General features: G+C 32.1%; 23 protein-coding genes and 1 pseudogene. 11 read left to right on the forward strand and 13 right to left on the reverse strand.

Annotated features, from left to right (window positions below; all coding sequences use genetic code 11):
* Positions 1-10: 10 nt before the first annotated feature.
* The 3 genes from ABWP78_RS07590 to arsB are packed head-to-tail and all read left to right on the forward strand — an operon-like array spanning position 11 to position 2,276.
* The gene (locus ABWP78_RS07590; RefSeq protein ID WP_353170240.1) at positions 11-625 is read left to right on the forward strand and encodes a class I SAM-dependent methyltransferase; all 615 of its coding nucleotides are present in this window, start codon (positions 11-13) and stop codon (positions 623-625) included.
* A gap of 1 nt (position 626) precedes the next feature.
* Positions 627-1,235 carry a low molecular weight phosphatase family protein gene (locus ABWP78_RS07595; protein ID WP_353170242.1) on the forward strand — a complete coding sequence of 203 codons (609 nt, stop codon included), beginning with the start codon at positions 627-629 and terminating at the stop codon, positions 1,233-1,235.
* A 6-nt stretch (positions 1,236-1,241) separates the two neighbouring features.
* On the forward strand, positions 1,242-2,276 hold the full coding sequence (arsB, locus tag ABWP78_RS07600; RefSeq protein ID WP_353170244.1) for an ACR3 family arsenite efflux transporter: 1,035 nt from the start codon (positions 1,242-1,244) through the stop codon (positions 2,274-2,276).
* A gap of 68 nt (positions 2,277-2,344) precedes the next feature.
* Here the strand turns inward: arsB and ABWP78_RS07605 are convergent, their stop codons facing one another.
* The 7 genes from ABWP78_RS07605 to ABWP78_RS07635 all read right to left on the reverse strand — a co-directional run bounded on the left by ABWP78_RS07605 (position 2,345) and on the right by ABWP78_RS07635 (position 6,550).
* Positions 2,345-2,701, reverse strand: coding sequence for a helix-turn-helix domain-containing protein (locus ABWP78_RS07605; RefSeq protein WP_353170246.1), 357 nt, complete (start codon positions 2,699-2,701; stop codon positions 2,345-2,347).
* 3 nt (positions 2,702-2,704) lie between these two features.
* Positions 2,705-2,998, reverse strand: a complete 294-nt coding sequence (locus ABWP78_RS07610; RefSeq protein WP_353170248.1) for a type II toxin-antitoxin system HigB family toxin — start codon at positions 2,996-2,998, stop codon at positions 2,705-2,707.
* A 164-nt stretch (positions 2,999-3,162) separates the two neighbouring features.
* Positions 3,163-3,339, reverse strand: a complete 177-nt coding sequence (locus tag ABWP78_RS07615; protein ID WP_353170250.1) for a hypothetical protein — start codon at positions 3,337-3,339, stop codon at positions 3,163-3,165.
* A 21-nt stretch (positions 3,340-3,360) separates the two neighbouring features.
* The gene (locus ABWP78_RS07620; RefSeq protein ID WP_353170252.1) at positions 3,361-3,675 is read right to left on the reverse strand and encodes a TIGR04104 family putative zinc finger protein; all 315 of its coding nucleotides are present in this window, start codon (positions 3,673-3,675) and stop codon (positions 3,361-3,363) included.
* Between the two features lie 421 nt (positions 3,676-4,096).
* The gene (locus tag ABWP78_RS07625) at positions 4,097-4,954 is read right to left on the reverse strand and encodes an OmpA/MotB family protein (protein ID WP_353170254.1); all 858 of its coding nucleotides are present in this window, start codon (positions 4,952-4,954) and stop codon (positions 4,097-4,099) included.
* A gap of 136 nt (positions 4,955-5,090) precedes the next feature.
* A complete protein-coding gene (locus tag ABWP78_RS07630) occupies positions 5,091-6,080 on the reverse strand; it encodes a glycosyltransferase family 2 protein (RefSeq protein WP_353170256.1) in 990 nt (329 codons plus the stop codon).
* A gap of 14 nt (positions 6,081-6,094) precedes the next feature.
* Positions 6,095-6,550, reverse strand: a complete 456-nt coding sequence (locus ABWP78_RS07635; RefSeq protein ID WP_353170258.1) for a type I restriction enzyme HsdR N-terminal domain-containing protein — start codon at positions 6,548-6,550, stop codon at positions 6,095-6,097.
* Between the two features lie 41 nt (positions 6,551-6,591).
* Between ABWP78_RS07635 and ABWP78_RS07640 the strand changes: the two genes are divergently transcribed.
* From ABWP78_RS07640 to ettA, 4 genes are all read left to right on the forward strand, one after another.
* Complete coding sequence (locus ABWP78_RS07640) at positions 6,592-6,990, forward strand: four helix bundle protein (RefSeq protein ID WP_353170259.1); 399 nt, start codon at positions 6,592-6,594, stop codon at positions 6,988-6,990.
* Between the two features lie 20 nt (positions 6,991-7,010).
* Positions 7,011-8,012, forward strand: coding sequence for a DNA polymerase III subunit delta (gene holA, locus ABWP78_RS07645; protein WP_353170261.1), 1,002 nt, complete (start codon positions 7,011-7,013; stop codon positions 8,010-8,012).
* A gap of 79 nt (positions 8,013-8,091) precedes the next feature.
* Positions 8,092-8,268: a CAL67264 family membrane protein gene (locus ABWP78_RS07650; RefSeq protein WP_353170263.1), complete on the forward strand. Its 177-nt coding sequence runs from the start codon at positions 8,092-8,094 to the stop codon at positions 8,266-8,268.
* A gap of 65 nt (positions 8,269-8,333) precedes the next feature.
* Complete coding sequence (gene ettA, locus ABWP78_RS07655; protein WP_353170265.1) at positions 8,334-10,025, forward strand: energy-dependent translational throttle protein EttA; 1,692 nt, start codon at positions 8,334-8,336, stop codon at positions 10,023-10,025.
* A gap of 46 nt (positions 10,026-10,071) precedes the next feature.
* Here the strand turns inward: ettA and ABWP78_RS07660 are convergent, their stop codons facing one another.
* The 3 genes from ABWP78_RS07660 to ABWP78_RS07670 all read right to left on the reverse strand — a co-directional run bounded on the left by ABWP78_RS07660 (position 10,072) and on the right by ABWP78_RS07670 (position 16,257).
* Complete coding sequence (locus ABWP78_RS07660) at positions 10,072-10,863, reverse strand: DUF3667 domain-containing protein (RefSeq protein WP_353170267.1); 792 nt, start codon at positions 10,861-10,863, stop codon at positions 10,072-10,074.
* Positions 10,864-10,925: 62 nt separating this feature from the next.
* Entirely contained in the window at positions 10,926-14,588 is a 3,663-nt protein-coding gene (gene purL, locus ABWP78_RS07665; RefSeq protein WP_353170269.1) for a phosphoribosylformylglycinamidine synthase, read from the reverse strand.
* 121 nt (positions 14,589-14,709) lie between these two features.
* A complete protein-coding gene (locus tag ABWP78_RS07670; protein WP_353170271.1) occupies positions 14,710-16,257 on the reverse strand; it encodes a hypothetical protein in 1,548 nt (515 codons plus the stop codon).
* A gap of 237 nt (positions 16,258-16,494) precedes the next feature.
* Here ABWP78_RS07670 and ABWP78_RS07675 point away from each other — a divergent pair, with 237 nt between their 5' ends.
* The 3 genes from ABWP78_RS07675 to bshB1 all read left to right on the forward strand — a co-directional run bounded on the left by ABWP78_RS07675 (position 16,495) and on the right by bshB1 (position 18,828).
* Positions 16,495-16,920, forward strand: coding sequence for a hotdog fold thioesterase (locus tag ABWP78_RS07675; RefSeq protein ID WP_291241316.1), 426 nt, complete (start codon positions 16,495-16,497; stop codon positions 16,918-16,920).
* Entirely contained in the window at positions 16,920-17,954 is a 1,035-nt protein-coding gene (locus ABWP78_RS07680; RefSeq protein ID WP_353170273.1) for an isochorismate synthase, read from the forward strand. The genes ABWP78_RS07675 and ABWP78_RS07680 overlap by 1 nt, the downstream gene beginning before the upstream one ends.
* 157 nt (positions 17,955-18,111) lie before the next feature.
* Positions 18,112-18,828, forward strand: a complete 717-nt coding sequence (bshB1, locus tag ABWP78_RS07685; protein WP_353170275.1) for a bacillithiol biosynthesis deacetylase BshB1 — start codon at positions 18,112-18,114, stop codon at positions 18,826-18,828.
* 1 nt (position 18,829) lies between these two features.
* Here the strand turns inward: bshB1 and ABWP78_RS07690 are convergent, their stop codons facing one another.
* Entirely contained in the window at positions 18,830-19,243 is a 414-nt protein-coding gene (locus ABWP78_RS07690; RefSeq protein ID WP_353170277.1) for a hypothetical protein, read from the reverse strand.
* Between the two features lie 62 nt (positions 19,244-19,305).
* Positions 19,306-19,614, reverse strand: coding sequence for a T9SS type A sorting domain-containing protein (locus tag ABWP78_RS07695; protein ID WP_353170279.1), 309 nt, complete (start codon positions 19,612-19,614; stop codon positions 19,306-19,308).
* Between the two features lies 1 nt (position 19,615).
* Here ABWP78_RS07695 and ABWP78_RS07700 point away from each other — a divergent pair, with 1 nt between their 5' ends.
* A complete protein-coding gene (locus tag ABWP78_RS07700; protein WP_353170281.1) occupies positions 19,616-19,738 on the forward strand; it encodes a hypothetical protein in 123 nt (40 codons plus the stop codon).
* A gap of 28 nt (positions 19,739-19,766) precedes the next feature.
* Here the strand turns inward: ABWP78_RS07700 and ABWP78_RS07705 are convergent.
* Positions 19,767-19,943, reverse strand: a pseudogene (locus ABWP78_RS07705) (BspA family leucine-rich repeat surface protein); the annotation flags it as partial.
* Positions 19,944-19,954: the final 11 nt, after the last annotated feature.

Below are 19,954 nucleotides of genomic sequence, written 5' to 3' on the forward strand. Positions count from 1 at the left end.
AAACAGAGAAATGACTGAAAGAAAAGAACATTGGGAAAACGTTTTTTCCACAAAAACAGAAACGGAAGTAAGTTGGTATCAAAAACAACCCAAAACATCTATTCAATTAATTCAAGCTTGTAAAGTAGCTAAAGATGCAACTATTATTGATATTGGTGGTGGCGATAGTTACTTAATTGATAATTTACTAGATTTGGGCTATACCAATTTATTTTTATTAGATATTTCGGAGGCCGCTATTAATAGGGCTAAAAACAGATTAGGCGAACGCGTACAAAATGTAACGTTTATAGTTTCAGACAGTTTGCATTTTCAATCCGATATTAAATTTGATATTTGGCACGACAGAGCGTCTTTTCATTTTTTTACAGACTCAAATGAAATAGCGCAATATAAAGCAAATCTATTAGCATCAACCACTAAAAACGCATATTTATTAATCGGAACTTTTTCAGAAGAAGGTCCTTTAAAATGTAGCGGATTAGAAATTACACAATATTCAGTTGAAAAAATGGAAGCAGTTTTTGGATTGGATTTCGAGTTAGAAAATTGTTTTACAGAAGATCACGAAACCCCTTTTGAAACAACTCAGAACTTTATCTTTTGTCATTATAATAAGCCATAATATGTTTAAAAATCTATCAAAAACCATTGAAATTGCAAAAGAAATCTCTGTTTCGATTGAAAGACAAGCAGTATTACAACCGCTAGTGGATTACATTCAAAACAAAGTCAAACAACAAGAAGAAATTCGTCTGAATTTTATCTGCACACATAATTCGAGAAGAAGTCATTTGTCTCAAATTTGGGCACAAACTATGGCGTTTCATTTCAATATAAAAAATGTTTTTTGCTATTCTGGCGGAACGGAAGCTACAGCTATGTTTCCAAAAGTAGCTGAAACCTTAATAAATCAAGGATTTCAAATTCAGCAAGTAAGCCAAGAACAAAATCCTGTGTATGCTGTAAAATTTGACGAAAATCAACATTCCATCATTTGTTTTTCTAAAACGTATTTTGATGATTTTAATCCGAAAACGAATTTCTCAGCCATAATGACTTGTAACAACGCCGATGAAGGTTGTCCTATGGTTTTTGGTGCAGAGGCCAGATTTCCAATTAAATATGAGGATCCAAAAGCTTTCGATGGCACCGAATTAATGAACGAAAAATACGCAGAACGTAGTTTGCAAATTGCTTCAGAAATGTATTTTGTGTTTTCTCAAATAAACTAAATCAAAATGAAAAAAAGATTAGGATTTTTAGATCGTTTTTTAACACTTTGGATATTTTTAGCGATGCTACTTGGCGTTTCTATTGGTTATTTTATACCAAATTCAGCTGATTTTATTAACTCGTTTTCTTCGGGAACTACGAACATTCCTTTGGCAATTGGATTAATTTTAATGATGTATCCGCCATTAACCAAAATTGATTTTTCGCAAGTGCCTAAAATGTTTGAAAAACCAAAATTACTTACCGCTTCGTTTTTTATAACTTGGATCGTAGGTCCATTTTTAATGTTTTTGTTGGCGACTTTTTTCTTAAAAGACTATCCAGAATATATGACGGGTTTAATTATTATTGGTTTAGCACCTTGTATCGCAATGGTTATAGTTTGGAATGAATTAGCCGAAGGCAATCGTGAATTAACCGCTGGTTTAATTGGAATTAATAGTTTGCTACAAGTGTTTTTCTTTAGCTTGTATGCGTATTTTTATCTTGAGATTATGTTGCCGTTGTTTGGAATTAAAGGGTTGCAATTAAATATAACCATTGTAGAAATTGCCAAAACTGTTGGAATTTATTTAGGCATTCCGTTTGGGTTAGCGCTTGTTAGTAGGTATGCCATAAAAAAATATATTGGTGAAACCTTTTTTAATCAAAAATTTATCCCTTTTGTTTCTCCAATAACGTTAGTTTCGTTGTTGTTTACCATCGTCATTATGTTCAGTTTAAAGGGCGAAATGATTGTAGATTTACCTTTGGACGTGCTTAGAATAGCCATCCCGTTAGTTATTTTCTTTGCCATTATGTTTTTCTTGATGTTTTTTGTGTCTAAAAAAATTGGTGCCAATTACCGTGATGCGGTGGCCTTATCTTTTACAGCATCGGGTAATAATTTTGAGTTGGCTATTGCGGTTTCTATAGGTGTTTTTGGCATCAATAGCGGACAAGCTTTTGCAGGTGTTATAGGTCCATTAGTAGAAGTACCGGCTTTAATTATTTTAGTAAATGTAGCGTTTTGGTTGCGAAAAAAATATTTTAATAAGTAAAATTTGATGTTACTATTACTTTTTTAAACGCTTTTTTAGTTTACTATTAGCGCTGTTGGCTGTTTTTGTTAATAGGTTTGAATTAAAACATCAGTTGGAATATTTAAACCAATATGTAATTGTCGAATCATTTCTAACGACAATTTTCTTTTTCGGTTTAACACTTCACTGGCACGGCTTTTGAATCCAAGTATTTTAGCCAAATCATTTTGATTATACCCCATTTGTTCCATTCGGAATTTTATGGCTTCAATTGGATCTGGTAATTCAATTGGAAAATGTTCGTTTTCATATTGCTCAATTAACATTCCTAAAACTTCCAATTCGTCGCCTTGTTCCGTTCCTCTTTTTGCATCAAAGATTAATTCAAGTCTTTTCAAGGCTTGATTGTAATCGTTTTCTGATTTTATAAGTTGTATGTTCATAATCTAAATTGTGTTAGAGTTAATTTTATCATATTCTGCGTGAGTTCCAATAAATCGAATCCAAACCATTTGGTATTCGTAGCTTATTTTCACAACTAACCTGTAACTGTTCCCTTTGATATTAAATATTACTCGATTATCATTCAGAATACTTGCGCTTGGATATTCCTCTTTTATTTGGTTCGGATTTTCCCATTCAGATTTTTCTGCTTCGTGAAACCACACTTTTAATTGTTGTTCACAATCTTTATGTTTTTCCCAAAAATCTCTTAGTATCTTCTTAGCTATTACTCTCAATTTTTTTTACAAATTTAGAAATAAATTCCCAAATTGGGAATTTATTTTGTTTTATTTAATAGATTTCACTTTTTGACCCGTTTAACAAATATTGTGCAATTTTTGGCAACTCTGTTTCTTTTTCCATTAATTTGAATTTACAAATAAATTTGCGGTCCGGTTTGTTAATAATTTTTTCTTAACGTAATAAATGCAGTTGGTAACCACCACATATTTACACCAAAAGCTACTGAAACAATTTCATAGCCGTCTCTGGTTTTTTCATTAAGTATTCTTTCTACTTTTTGTTTTAACGTCTCAGTTGACCACATTGTTGATTCTGTAAGTATTGTATATCTCATGTTTCTAGGTTTATTTGATTACTACTTATTTGGTTTTTTATCCAGTTCAAATGAAAAAAGTGAAGTACTCAAAGCACTTAAGAATATGCCTGAGACTAACATTGCAACTAACCCCAAACTTAATTTCGATATAATTTCAAACACAAAAGAATTCATAATTATAAAAGAAATAAAAGTGGTAAGCCCAACAACTAAACCTCCAATTAGTCTATCTTTAGTATTAAATTTGTATTGCGATTGGCAATTTGTACAAGCAAAGTTTTTATATCCTCCCCAGAATGATTTATAAATAATCCTGAAAGAAAATGGTGTTTTACATTTTTCGCACTTTTTCATTTTTTATATTTTATATTTTATTTTTATAAATTTCACGTTACACTCTCAAGGATCATTTCTGATGGAATAAACCTCATTAATTAATTCTAGTTTGTTCGGGTTTTGTTCGGTATTCCTTCGGTAACGCTTCGGTAAAACCCCTCTTTTACCGAAGCCCTACCGAACAACTACCGAAGGAATACCGAACAAAACTCCTAAAATACATCTGTTTTTGGGTAAATATGCGAAGTATTATTTCTCCTATTTCTCTAACCCAAATATAATAAATCATTTTCAAACTTCTTTGTAGAATGATTACTACAAAATGGGTGAAGGGTAAAAGTTAAAAGGTTTTGGGTAAAAGGTTAAGATTTGTTTCAAATTTTTTTTAAACAAAAAAAGCGACTATAAAAGTCGCTTTTTAAAATCTATTTGTTGAGAATTACTTTTTCCCTAAGTTTTTCATTTCTTTTTCTAACATATCGTAAAACTGGTCAATTTTTGGCATTATAATAATGCGTGTTCTACGGTTTTTAGCTCTATTTTCAGGTGTGTTGTTAGCCACTAATGGCACATAAGAGCTTCTTCCAGCTGGTATTAATTGTTTTGGATTCACACCTAAGTCGTTATGTAACACACGTACAATTGCCGTTGAGCGTTTTACAGATAAATCCCAATTGTCTAATAAAACGGCACTTTTATAGGGTACATTGTCCGTGTGGCCTTCTACCATACATTCAAAATCAGGTTTGCTATTAATTACTTTTGCTACTTTAGCCAATACGTTTTTGGCTTTAGCATTTACTTCAAAACTTCCAGATTTAAATAATAAATTGTCTGCTATAGAAATCATTACCACACCTTTCTCAACATTAATATTAATGTCTGGATCGTCCATGCCTACTTCACGTTTTAAACTTGTAACTAACGCTAACGTTACGCTGTCTTTTTTAGTTAAAGCATCTTGTAAACGGGTAATTTTTAAATCTTTTTCTTTCAAACTCTCTAAAGATTTTTCCAAATTTTCAGAACCTTTAGCAGATAAAATAGCCATATCTTTAGACATAATCATCAAATCTGAATTTGTTTTCTTTAAATACTCCAGCTGTGAAGCCAAACTGGTGTTGTCTGTATTTAATTTTTCTTTTTCATCCAAACAGCTGTTTAATTTTACAGTTGCTGTATTAAGTAAATCTTGAGTTGCTTTTTCTCTTACTTCAAGCATAGCAAATTTCTTTCTTGACACACACGAAGTAAGTACAAAAGGAATAATGGCCGCTAAAATTAATATTTTTTTCATTGAAATATATTTTTTACAAAGTTATGTAGAAAAAATCATACCAAAGTAAGTTGAACCGTAAAATTTATGTTTTTTTTTAGCATTATTGATAAGACAAACGTATAAAGTCGAAAGTCAAATGTCGAAAGTCTATTTTCTATATTCTTTTAAAAGTATTCTTTTTCTGAACAAAGTAATTCCAAACGATAGATTTTGTGAAGAAATAATTGGTTTTTTGATTGTTACTTCTTTTTTGAAGATTTCTTTTTAAAAGATGATAAAAATAAAAATGAGCTTTTAATATGGCAAAAGTATGTTTGAATTTTCCTTGGAATAAAAATTGAACACCTGCTAAGCCATCCAAACACAAACGGATAAAAATGATTGGAACCAGTTTTTCTTTAGGAAGATTTTTAGTTAACATCAATAACGAATTTCTAAAATTGAGAAAAGTTTTCTTTGGATTCGCTTCATTTAAAGTAGCACCGCCCACGTGATATACTGCTGAAATAGGGCAGTATTTTATAACATAGCCTAAACTGTTAGCGCGCCAACATAAATCAATTTCTTCTTGATGCGCAAAAAAATCGGCATCAAAACCTTGTAAAGTTCTAAAAACCTCTTTTCTTATAAAAAAACAAGCGCCTGTTGCCCAAAAAATTTCAGTTTCGGTGTTATATTGTCCCAAATCTTCTTCCAGAGTATCAAAAATTCTACCTCTGCAAAACGCATATCCAAATTTATCTATAAAACCCCCAGCAGCACCAGCGTATTCAAAGTGTGTTTTCTTTTTATAATCTAATAATTTGGGTTGAATTATGGCAGTGGTTGGTTCGTTATCAAAAATAGTTTCAATAGGTTGCAGCCAATTTTCAGTAACTTCAATATCCGAATTCACTAAAGCATAATAAGGTTCTTCAACATATTTTAGTGCTTCGTTATATCCTTTTGCAAAACCATAATTTCCGGTGTTTTCAATAATTTTTACAGTTGGAAATTCGTTTTTCAATACGGCAATAGAAGTATCTGTAGAGGCGTTATCCGCTACATAAATGGTAGCATCCCCAGAATACTGAAGCACGGAAGGCAAAAATTGCTGCAATAATTTGGCACCATTCCAATTTAGTATGACTACGGCTGTTTTCATTCAGACTTCTTAGATTATTGGATGTTTAGATTATAGTTTGGTAACTCTTTTAAAAAAGAATATTTTTCGTTTTCAAAATCCATTTGACAAAAATAATGATTTAATCCATTCGTTACCATTAAATATGTGGCTTTCAGAGTAAAATTATATCTCGCAATTTGGTCGAATGTGTTTTGAGATATGGCTACATCCGGTTGTTTGCATTCAACCACCAAGAAAATACTACCATCCGAATTGAAAATTACAATATCATATCGTTTACTCATTCCGTTAATTTTTACTTGTTTTTCAACGTTTATCAGCGATTTTGGATACTTGCATTCTTGTATTAAATACTTAATAGTATGTTGCCTAACCCATTCTTCTGGAGTTAGCACCACAAATTTTTTTCTAATTTCATCAAAAATAGCAACTTTATTTTCACTATTTTTGAAACGAAAAGAATACGATGGAAAATGTAACTTGTTCAATTTTTATTGTTTATTGTTTATTGTTTATAGTTTATAGTTGTATGGCAAAAATAGAAAAATTTGAGGATTTAGAAATTTGGAATATTTCTCGTGATATTTGTAAAGATATTGAAATCTTGTTTGAAACGACGAGTTTAGGAAAAAGATATCCATTAAAAGACCAAATGGACAGAAGTTCTGGTTCAATAATGGATAATATTTCAGAGGGTTTTGAAAGAAATGGCAACAGAGAATTTATTAATTTCTTGAGTTATTCAAAAGGTTCGTGCGGCGAATTAAAATCGCAATTGTATCGATCTTTGGATAAAAAAATAATTTCTGATGAACAATTTCGTATAACTTCTGAAAAAATAGAATTAGTAAAAAACAAAATTGGTGCATTTATGAAATATTTAAATAATTCTGAAATTAAAGGTTTGAAGTTTAACAATAAACCATAAACCAAAAACAATAAACCAAAATGACAGACGTTATTAAAATAGTTAACGATATTAAATCTAAAAATTACAAACCCATTTATTTTTTATGTGGGGAAGAAACCTATTATGTAGATAGGATTTCAGATTTAATTGAAAAATCGGTACTTACTGAAGACGAAAAATCCTTTAATCAAGTGGTGTTATATGGAAGGGATACCACAGTAGAAGAAATTGTGTCAACGGCAAAACGCTTTCCTATGATGGCAGATTATCAGGTGGTGATTGTGAAAGAAGCGCAAAATTTATCTAAAACATTTGATAAATTCGAGTCGTATGCCGTGAACCCACAATTTACTACTATTTTAGTTTTTGCTTACAGAGACAAACCTGATGGAAGAAAAAAAATATTTAAAACTATTAAAGACAAAGGCGTTTGGTTTGAAAGTAAAAAATTATACGACAATCAGGTTCCAGATTGGATTGTGAAAGTATTAAAAGGTCAGAATTATGGAATTGAACCTAAAGCAGCCGCTATGTTAGCCGAATTTTTAGGTACAGATTTAGCTAAAATTAATAACGAATTGGAAAAGCTAAAAATTGTTTTTCCTGAAGGTCATATTTTTACACCAAAAAACATTGAAGAAAACATTGGTTTTAGTAAAGATTATAATGTGTTTGAACTAAAATCCGCAATAGCAACCAGAAATCAGCAAAAAGCTTATACAATCATTCATAATTTTGCGGCAAATCCAAAAGACAACCCAATTGTTGTCATTAGCGGACAAATGTTTGCGTTTTTTGCTCAATTGTTGCAATATCACGGATTAAAAGACAAATCAAAATTCAATGCTGCAAAAGTGTTGGGTGTAAACCCATTTTTTATGGATGAATATGCAACAGCTAGTAGAAATTATCCCATGCGAAAAGTGAGTCAAATTATTGAAATTATTCGTGATATGGATGTAAAAAGCAAAGGAGTAGGATCCGGATCGATGAAAGAAGATGATATGTTGAAGGAGTTAGTGTATAAAATTTTCAACTAATTAAATAAAGAAGTATAGTTACAAAAAAAATATAAAAAATCACGATATTTGCAACCCAAAAGGGATAAAAAAATATAAAATGAATAAAAATACAGTTTTAGCTTGGGCTACAGGTATTATGATTATTATGGGATTAATAATAATCAGTTTAGCTATATATAGATATGACGATGTAGCAGGTTGGGGCTTTGCAGCAGTAGGAATTGGTTTTTTTGCAAACGCTTGGGTATTCAATGCCTTAAAAGGAAGAATGTAATTCTAAATTACGAAGTTAGATTTAAGATTTACGAAGATTATTAAAATAAAAAATAAACAATTACTATGTCAGACGATAAGAAAGTAATATTCTCAATGCAAAAATTGAGTAAAAGTTATCCAGGTGCAGATAAACCAGTATTAAAAAATATCTATTTGAGTTTCTTTTACGGAGCTAAAATTGGTATTTTGGGTCTCAATGGTTCAGGAAAATCTTCTTTATTAAAAATTATTGCCGGAATTGATAAAAATTATCAAGGCGATGTAGTTTTTCAACCTGGTTACACGGTAGGATATTTGGAGCAAGAGCCACAATTAGACGAAACAAAAACGGTGATTGACATTGTTCGTGAAGGCGCTGCTGAAACGTTTGAATTATTAGCAGAATTTAATAAAATTAACGACGATTTTGGTCTACCTGAAGTCTATGAGAATCCAGAGAAAATGGAAAAACTTATGGATCGTCAAGCGGAATTACAAGATAAAATTGATGCTTGTGGTGCGTGGGAAATTGATACTAAGTTAGAAATTGCAATGGATGCGCTTCGTACTCCAGACCCTGAAACACCAATAAATATATTGTCTGGTGGAGAAAAGCGTCGTGTGGCTTTATGTCGTTTATTATTACAACAACCGGATGTATTATTACTTGATGAGCCAACCAACCACTTAGATGCCGAATCGGTTCTTTGGTTAGAACAACATTTAGCACAATATTCAGGAACGGTAATTGCCGTAACGCACGATAGATATTTCCTAGATAATGTTGCGGGTTGGATTTTAGAGTTAGATAGAGGAGAAGGTATTCCGTGGAAAGGAAATTACTCATCTTGGTTAGAGCAAAAATCGAACAGAATGGCACAAGAAGAAAAAGTAGTTTCTAAAAGAAGAAAAAATTTAGAGCGCGAATTAGATTGGGTACGTCAAGGAGCAAAAGGTCGCCAGACCAAGCAGAAAGCACGTTTACAGAATTACGATAAATTATTAAACGAAGATCAAAAAGAATTAGACGAGAAATTAGAAATTTATATTCCTAATGGACCTCGTTTAGGGACTAATGTAATTGAAGCCAAAAATGTGGCGAAAGCATTTGGTGATAAATTATTATACGACGATTTAAATTTTGTATTACCACAAGCGGGAATTGTTGGAATTATCGGTCCAAATGGAGCAGGTAAATCTACCATTTTCAAAATGATTATGGGTGAACAAAAAGCAGATGCCGGAACTTTTGATATCGGAGAAACGGTAAAAATTGCTTATGTGGATCAATCGCACTCGAATATTGATGTGAATAAAACACTTTGGGAAAACTTCTGTGATGGACAAGAATTAATTATGATGGGTGGCCGTCAAGTTAACTCACGTGCGTATTTATCTCGTTTTAATTTTGGTGGAAGTGATCAAAACAAAAAAGTAGCTACATTATCTGGAGGAGAAAGAAACCGTCTGCATTTAGCTATGACATTAAAAGAAGAAGGAAATGTCTTGCTTTTAGATGAGCCAACAAATGATTTAGATGTCAACACGCTTCGTGCTTTAGAAGAAGGTTTAGAAAATTTTGCAGGTTGTGCCGTAATTATTTCGCACGACAGATGGTTTTTAGACCGTGTTTGTACACATATTTTAGCTTTTGAAGGCGAGTCACAAGTATATAGTTTTGAAGGAAGTTTTACAGAATATGAAGAAAACAAACGCAAACGCTTAGGTAAAGATGTTACGCCAACTCGAATTAAATATAAGAAATTAATCAGATAATTTTGATATTAAGTAAAAGGGCTGTTTCATTGAAACAGCCCTTTTTTTATGTGTTAAATTGAACGTCACCAAATTTCCAATTACTTAAATATCCGACAATAAAAAAAGCAAATACATACAATTCGAGTAAGGTTAAAAGAATAAATAAAATTACTCGAAAAGCAAAAGTACCTTTTTTGTAATACTCTTTAAATGTTTGATAATAGCTAAAGATTGGAAGTAGAATAATAGTAATTCCAATAATTATTGTGAGAATTTTATAAATAATATCAAAATATTCTGTAAATATTAAAAAAGAAACTATAGTGTCAAGTGTATTGATTAGTAATATTCCTAAGAATGTAATTCCTGCAATAATTAGATGTTCGCTGAAGTTTAATTTACGTTTTCTGAACAGAATAAAGCTGTTTATGGCAAATAGCGGAACGAATGAAAAAATTAAAATTTTAGCATTTTTAATTAAAAAAGGTTGAAATTTATTACCAAAAGTATCTTTTATTACTATTGTTGGATGGTCAAAATATTCGTTAACTAATTGAGCGTGATAATTAGATAAAAATAAATTTAAACCGATAAGCAATAAGATAAAATAAAAAACATTGTAGTATCTAATTCTTTTACCTTCAATATAATCTAATGCTGCTTTTCCAGGGCGTATTAATGATTCTTTTGCAGTAAATAACATTCCTTTTTCAATATGAAAAAGACCGTGCAAGAAATGATGTTTTATGAAATTTTTAAAGTCAATTCTATGAATAGCTGTTTTTTGCCCGCAATGAGAGCAAAAGTTCCCACTAATTTCCTGGTCGCAGTTTAGACATTTTGTAGAATGATTCATACTTTTTTTTAAAACGCAATATTACAAAAAAAATCAGCTTATTGAAAGCTGATTTTTAAATTTTATTTTTTGTTATCTATCCACTTTCTGGCATTCACAAACGCTTCTAACCAAGGAGAAACCTTATCTTTTTGATTTCTGTCTGGATAATTTGCCCAATTCCAAGGGAAAGTAGAACGCTCAATATGTGGCATCATAACCAAATGTCTTCCAGTTGTGTCGCACATCATAGCCGTATTATAATCTGAACCATTTGGATTGGCAGGATAGCCTTCGTAACCATATTTTGCAACAATATTATACGCATTTTCAGGCATTGGTAAATTGAATTTTCCTTCACCGTGCGAAATCCAAACGCCTAACGTAGCGCCTTCTAATGTAGAAAGCATCACCGAATTGTTTTTCTGAATTTTAACCGAAGTAAAGCCACTTTCGTGTTTGTTAGAATCGTTGTGTTTCATTTTTCCGTGCACCTCGTGTTCTGGATTAATCAGTTCTAATTCCATCATCAATTGACACCCGTTACAAATTCCTACAGAAAGTGTATCTTCTCTTTTGAAGAAGTTTTTTAATGCAGTGTTTGCTTTTTCATTGTATAAAAAGGCACCAGCCCAACCTTTAGCGGAACCTAATACATCTGAATTAGAAAAACCACCCACAGCACCAATAAATTGTATGTCTTCTAAAGTTTCTCTTCCCGAAATTAAATCGGTCATATGAACGTCTTTTACATCAAATCCTGCTAAGAACATTGCATTCGCCATTTCTCGTTCAGAATTACTTCCTTTTTCACGAATAATAGCTGCTTTTGGTCTTGCACCAGCAGGAATTACAGGTAATTTACCATCAAATTGCGATGGAAATGTAAATTGTAATGCTTGTTTATCAAAATTCTCAAAACGTTCGTTGGCTTTTCCGTTTTTAGTTTGTTTTTGGTCTAATAAATAAGACGTTTCAAACCAAGTTTTTCTGGTTTCAGTTATCGAGAAAGTAAACGAATCATTAAAATTAGTAATAGAAACCACATCGCCTTCAGTTACGGTACCAATTTTATGTATCTTAATACCATTAACTTTAAATGTAGCTTCAACTTCAGCATCAGCTTGGAAAACGACTCCAATATTTTCATTAAATAACGTTTTAACAGCATCGTTTTCACCTAAGACGGTTAAATCATAGGATGCTCCTAAACTTACTTCTGCAAATGACATTTCCAATAAAGTAGTAATCAATCCACCACTACCAATATCGTGTCCGGCTTTAATTTTTCTTTCTTTTATTAAATCTTGTAAGGTGTTGAATGCTTTTTTGAAAAACGCAGCGTCTTTAATAGTTGACGTTTCATTTCCAACTTTATTTTGCGTTTGATAAAATGAAGAACCTCCTAATTTAAATGTATCTTGTGATAAATTGATGTAGTAAATGTTTCCGCCATTTCGTTGTAAAACAGGTTCTACTACTTTAGTGATATTCGAACAATTTCCAGCAGCCGAAATAATAACCGTTCCTGGTGCAATTACTTCGTCATTTGGGTATTTTTGTTTCATTGATAAGGAATCTTTTCCAGTTGGAATATTGATTCCCAATTCGATAGCAAAATCCGAACATCCTTTTACAGCTTCGTATAAACGGGCATCTTCACCTTCGTTTTTACACGCCCACATCCAGTTTGCCGATAAAGAAACCGATGCTAAACCGTCTTTTAAAGGCGCCCAAACTAAATTTGAAAGCGATTCTGCAATGGCATTTCTACTTCCTGCAATCGGATCAATTAAAGCTGAAATAGGAGCGTGCCCAATAGAAGTGGCAATTCCTTCTTTTCCTTTATAATCTAAAGCCATTACACCTACATTATTTAAAGGCAATTGTAACGGACCTGCACATTGTTGTTTGGCCACTTTTCCACCTACACAACGGTCTACTTTATTGGTTAACCAATCTTTACAAGCTACGGCTTCTAATCGTAGTACCTGATTTAAATAGGTTGGAATTTCACTTGTATTATATTCTGAATTACTATAATTTCTTGTAATTGTTTTGTCGTTCATTATGGTTTTTGGCGAACTTCCAAAAAAGTCTTCCAAAGCATAATCCATTGGTTTTAATCCCGTTGATTTTGATTTAAAAGTAAATCGATGGTCGTTGGTTACATCACCCACTTCATACATTGGCGAACGTTCTCTATCGGCAATGCGTTGTAAGGTTTCGATGTCTTTTTGACCAATAACTAATCCCATTCTTTCTTGCGATTCGTTTCCGATAATTTCTTTTGCAGAAAGGGTAGGGTCGCCCACAGGTAATTTATCTAAATCAATTAAACCTCCTGTTTCTTCTACCAATTCAGACAAACAATTTAAATGTCCACCGGCACCGTGGTCGTGAATAGAAACTATCGGGTTGTTATCGCTTTCTACCAATCCACGAATGGCATTGGCGGCACGTTTTTGCATTTCTGGATTGGAACGCTGAATGGCATTTAGTTCAATTCCTGAACCAAAAGCACCTGTGTCTGCTGAAGAAACGGCGGCACCACCCATTCCAATTCTATAATTTTCACCACCCAGAATGACAATTTTATCACCTGCTGTTGGTTTCTTTTTTATCGCTTGGTCTAATTTTCCATAGCCAATTCCACCCGCTTGCATAATTACTTTATCGTAACCTAATTTGCGCGCTGCTTCTTCGTGTTCAAAAGTTAAAATAGAACCTGTAATTAACGGTTGCCCAAATTTATTTCCAAAATCGGATGCTCCGTTTGAGGCTTTAATTAAAATATCCATTGGTGTTTGGTACAACCAAGGGCGAGCTGCCATATCGTTTTCCCAAGGGCGATTTTCTGCTAAACGAGAATACGATGTCATATATACCGCTGTTCCTGCTAAAGGTAAGGAACCTTGACCTCCAGCTAAACGGTCACGAATTTCTCCTCCCGAACCCGTTGCTGCTCCATTAAAAGGCTCAACAGTTGTAGGGAAATTGTGTGTTTCTGCTTTTAATGACAGTACGGAATCAAATTCCTTTTCTTCGTAAAAATCGGGTTTGTCAGCACTTTTTGGGGCAAACTGTGTTACTTTTGGACCTTTAACGAAAGCCACATTATCTTTATAGGCTGAAACAATTTCGTTTGGATGGGTTTCAGATGTTTTTCTAATTAATTTGAATAACGAAGTTGCTTGTTCTTCACCATCTACAACAAAAGTTCCGTTGAAAATTTTATGACGGCAATGTTCTGAATTGGCTTGTGAAAAAGCAAATATTTCAGAATCGGTTAATTTTCTTCCTAATTTAGTAGAAAGATTGTTTAAATAATCGACTTCTTCTGGGTTTAAAGCTAACCCTTCCGTTTTGTTGTACGATGCAATATCGTCAATTTCTAAAATTGGTTCAGGTTGAATATGTATCGTATAAATTTCTTGTTGTAATGCTGCATATTTTTGAAACAACATTGGATCAAAATCATTGAAATCTGAACTTACTTTTTCAAATTCTTCAATTCTGATAATTCCTGAAATGCCCATATTTTGCGTAATTTCAACGGCATTTGTACTCCAAGGAGTAACCATAGCGGCACGAGGTCCTACAAAATTTTCAGAAATTGTTTTGTTGTTTATTTGTTGTGTTTCACCAAATAACCAGTTAAGTTTTTGTATGTTTTCGGTAGAAATTTCAGATTGAGACTGAACTGCAAAAACGGTATTGCTTTGGTTTCCAAAGAAAAAAATCATAAAGTTGAGTTGCTTGAACTGAATGTAATTTCAGTTGTGTTAGTTGTTTCTAATTGCAAAGTTAAACTTTCTTAGTAAAGTAAAAAAAAAAGAGCGGTAAAAACCGCTCTAAATTTTAAATTTATGGTAAATATTCATAAGCACCTATGTCGGAAGGATTTGTCCGGTTTGTTCCAAGGATATCTAACGGAAATGAATAGGTAAAATTAGCATTGTTTCTGCAAATGGAATTTTCATTAATTCGGAAATCATTTAGGCTTACATTTTTAAATCCTGGATTGTTTGCTGTTGAATTGATTGCGAAAATACATCCTACGTATTTTGATGTATTTGTAGAAAATTGGTATAACGGATTCGCACTAATTTGGTTGTTATAATCCACAAATTTAATCAAGCAATTATCAAATTTATAGTTGAATACGGTTCCTGTTTTTTCTAAGGCGATACCAAAATTACTGGATCCATAAAATATACAATTTTTAAAATTGGCTTGTGTTAAAGACGTTTGAATCGTGCTACTTAAATTTTCATTGGTTAACACCAAACTGGTTTGATTTGGAGAATTCCAATAATTGGTAAACGTACAATGCGTAAAGTCGTAACTTCCGCCATACGTGCACGCTAAACTGGCCTGTCCGCAATTATTAATTACAACGTTTTTACCTGAGATATTTCCAGTTCGGGCTAAAATTCCCACATTGGCACAATTGTAAATTTGTACATTCATCATATCAATAGTTGGAGTAGTGGTTCCATCATTATTTGAAACCAACATACCAACAGTTGCATTTTTAATGGTTAAATTTTTTATAACATTTTGATTGCTACCTCCCATAAATAATACGGCTAACCATTGCCCAGCTACATCACTATAATTTGGTTCTAAACGATCGCCTTCAAAAATCACTTCGTTTTCTAAATCGTAGGTTGTAGATAAATTTCCATTCACTTGTAAATGCGCATTTGCAGCTACAATTAAACCTGAATTAGCGTGAAAATGCACCCTTGCTCCAGGATCAATAACAAGTGTTTTTGTTTCAGGAATTTTAGCAAAACCGTATATTACATAGGGTTTGGTATTTGTCCAATGCAGCTCGTTTCCGTTTGTGGCATCTGTTTCACTTAAATTGGTACCAGTAATGTTTTCGGGTGCTGTGTTTGTTCCTAAATTAATTTGTTCGTAGGTATAATTATTTGGGCTACCCGTTCTTTCAGGATAAATAAAAACAGCATCTTGAATTAACGTTACCAATTCTACTTTTTGAAAATTATTCGTTTCGCCAAACTCAATTCTATCGGTATATAAAAAATCGGCTGGATTTGCATTGGCAATATTTGAGGTAATTTCTATAAATACAAACAAACTGTCTTTGGCTAAAAGTTCTACATTTTCAAACTCTTTTCCAGGCATTCCATCCACCATTAATCGGTAATTTGAACTTTGTCCTTTTCCCAATCGCACTTTTGGAATAGAGATATTTTTATTGCTATTGTTGTACACTTTTAGTGTATAGGTACTTGAGCCAATATTTGTAAAAACGGTATCTAAATACACGGTTTCTTTGGAAAAAGTTAAGGTACCAATACTCGATTCAAAATCAAGCTCGTTTCTGCACGATGTGAAACAAAAAGTAGCAATTATTCCAAGAAAAAGTAGTAACTGACGCATATTTATTTTTTTATTTATGTTTTTTTATTTGCCACCAATTGCCGAATTTTTGTAATCTTAAAATATGAAATTAATTCAAATTAATTATCGACAAAGTCGATACGAATTATTTTTGAACAAATTTTTAATTCGAAAATTCGTGGCTATAATTTATATAATTATATAAAACGAAAAAATGTTCGTTTTGGTATATTTTTATAGAAATATAAATTTGTAACTTTGTAAAAATAACTATTTATGTTTAATAAAGAAAAATTTTTAGCACTTTGTAACGAATGGTCTAAAAACACGTTAATGGAAACGCTTGAAATAGAGTATATTGATGCGGGTGAAGATTTTTTAAAAGCGAAAATGCCTGTCAATTCCAGAGTGCATCAGCCTATGGGATTGTTACACGGCGGTGCTACAGTGGCATTAGCAGAAAGTGTGGGAAGTGCCGCTTCATTAATGTTCATAAATCCAGAAAAACAAGAAGTTCGTGGTATCGAAATAAGTGCCAATCATTTACGCAGTAAACGAGAAGGAACTGTTTTTTGTACGGCAAAAATTATACATAAAGGCGCCAGTATTCATTTGTGGGAAATTAGAATTGTAGATGAAAACGACAAACTAATTTCTTTGTGTAAATTGTCTAATATGGTTTTATCCAGAAGAGTTAAGTAATGAGCTTATTAGAAAAAGCCCTTTTTTATTTTCAAAATCAATTGCCTTTTGTAGTGTATGCGAAACCAGATGATGTTGTTTTACAAGGTGTTTTTCAAAAAAATGACACTTTATACGTGTTTGAAAATCAAAATGGATTTGTTTTTGCTGGTTTTTATAACGAAACAAATGTTGTTTTTCCATTAACAGATTCCGAAGTTTTTCTGGAAGAAATTATTTTTAATGTAGAAGCGCAAACTTTTAATTTAGAGCATACTTCTGATGAAAACGCTCAAAAATCATTTGAAAATTTAGTTAAAAAAGCGGTTTCGGAAATTGAAAATGGGACGTTTCAAAAAGTGGTAATGTCTCGTAAAATTGAAATTTCGCAATCGGTAGATGTTATAAAATCGTATCAAAAACTTTTAAAAACCTATCCAACTGCTTTTCGATATTTGTGGTATCATCCTCAAGTGGGATTATGGATGGGCGCCACGCCAGAACAATTGACGAAAATTAAAAACCATACTTTTGAAACCGTTTCTTTAGCAGGAACGCAAGTGGTTTCAGAAAACGTAATTTGGCAAGAAAAAGAAGTTGAAGAGCATCAATTGGTTACCGATTATATAAAAAACAGCACAGAAAATTTAGTTGAAAACATACAAATTTCGAAAGTATATACGCAGAAAGCAGGAAATGTAGTACATTTAAAATCAGATATTTCAGGGAAATTAAAAGTAGCTATTTCTGAAAACGAATTAATTAATGCCTTACATCCAACTTCTGCAGTTTGTGGAATGCCTTTACATATTGCCAGAAATTTTATTTTAGAAAACGAAAAGTACAATAGAAAATATTATTCTGGTTTTTTAGGCGAATTCCGAATGCAAGAACAAACGAATTTATTTGTAAATTTGAGGTGTTGTGAAATTGAAAATGATTTGATAACTATTTACGTAGGTTGCGGCATTACAAAAGACAGCCAAGCTGTGAAAGAATTTATAGAAACAGAAAATAAAGCCAAAACGATTTTGAGTGTTTTAATTTATGAATAAAATTGGAAACACATAGGAACATAGAAAATTTTATAAAGGCATTTTATTTTAAATAGTTCACATAGTGATGCTTTGTTAACTATGTTAAGTGAAACGACTAAAAACAAACACAAAGAAAAACTATGTTTCTATGTGTTTAAAATATAAAAGTTTAAAAATGAAATTAGACATATTAGCATTCGGTGCGCATCCAGATGATGTAGAATTAGGTTGTTCGGGAACTATTGCCAAAGAAATTTCTTTAGGTAAGAAAGTTGGAATTATCGATTTAACTCGTGGTGAATTAGGTACTCGAGGCACGGCTCAAACCCGAGATGAAGAAGCTGCTGAAGCTGCGAAAATTCTTGGGGTTTCAGTTAGAGAAAACTTGAATTTTAGAGATGGTTTTTTTGTGAATGATGAAGCACATCAATTGGAAATCATCAAAATGATTCGTAAATACCAACCTGAAATTGTGTTGTGTAACGCTATTTCAGACCGACATATCGACCACGAAAAAGGAAGTAAATTAGTAAGTGACGCTTGTTTTTTATCCGGTTTAACTAAAATTGAAACCGAGCTTAATGGCGAAAAACAAACGCATTACCGACCGAAATTGGTCTATCATTACATACAATGGCAATCTATTGAACCCGATTTTGTAGTGGATGTTTCCGAATTTATGGATGTAAAAATGAAAGCAGTAAAAGCCTATGCAACCCAATTTTATAATCCAAATTCCAACGAACCCAATACACCAATTACTTCAAAAAACTTTTTAGATAGTATTGAATACCGTGCTATGGATTTAGGGCGTTTAGTGGGCGTAGCTTTCGCTGAAGGATTTACTGTTGAAAGATATTTGACAGTCAATAGTTTAGGGGATTTGAAGTAAATTATTTAATTTTTTTTAATTGTTCATACATGAACAAGTATAAATACGAAAAAATAATTGAAACAATAAACCAATGGCGAAAATAATAATCTGGTGCTATTGGTTTTATTGATTGTTTAATTAATGTAGGTGGGTCGCAAGTGCCACAAGGTGTGTAACCATATTCTTTTGCTTCTAATAATGATATTTGTTTATTTCTATTTGAATAGTGATAACAATTGTGGTATTTTTCTCCTGTCTTTGTGATACATACGGTTGGCGAGTTTCTAATATTTGTTTGTCTCCATATCTTAACTTTATTTTCCCAATCTACATTTTGATTTATCGAAACAAATAAATAGAATCCAATAATTCCAAAATATATTATTAATCCAATAATTTGTTTAATGTTTTTGGGTTTGAAATTATTGAACATTTTTCATTATTTTTATTTATGAATAATAATTTTCTAAATCTGCATCAGATAACTTATGTTATTTATTCTTTTATAAACTTAGTTGCACTTTTACCAGCTACTTTCAGATAATAAATACCTTTTGATAATTGCTCTACATTTATATTGCTATCAACTTCATTAAGTTTTCCATTTAAAACAACTCTTCCTAAACCATCAATAATAGCATATGGTTGATTAATTAGATTGTTTTCAGTTTTTACATTTAACACACTTACTACAGGGTTTGGGTATAGTTTTAGTCTATTCGTTTCAAATTCTTTTGTGTCTAAAACACAATTAGGATCCTGCCCTGCATCTGTGATAGTCCAATTATTAGGGGAAAAATCCAATATGTTTCGAGCAGAAGCGCCATTACAATATTTTGAATTACCACCCGAAAAACAACATTTGGTTTTAATGGAACTTCATTTGTACTTATTGTTGACCAACCGATTAGTAGCTCATCATAATTAGTTGTAGAAAGTACTACTCCTAAAAACATACTACTCATATTAGTTACATTACTCACATTCCAAGAACCTAATGGTTGGTTAAAGACAGAAGCATCTTGAAACATACTAGACATATTAGTCACGTTACTCACATTCCAAGAACTTATATTTTGGTTAAATGCGGAAGCGCCATAAAACATACCTTGCATATTAGTCACATTACTCACATTCCAAGAAC

The organism is Flavobacterium sp. (genome assembly GCF_040402955.1).
In the GTDB taxonomy this organism is placed as follows: Bacteria; Bacteroidota; Bacteroidia; order Flavobacteriales; family Flavobacteriaceae; genus Flavobacterium.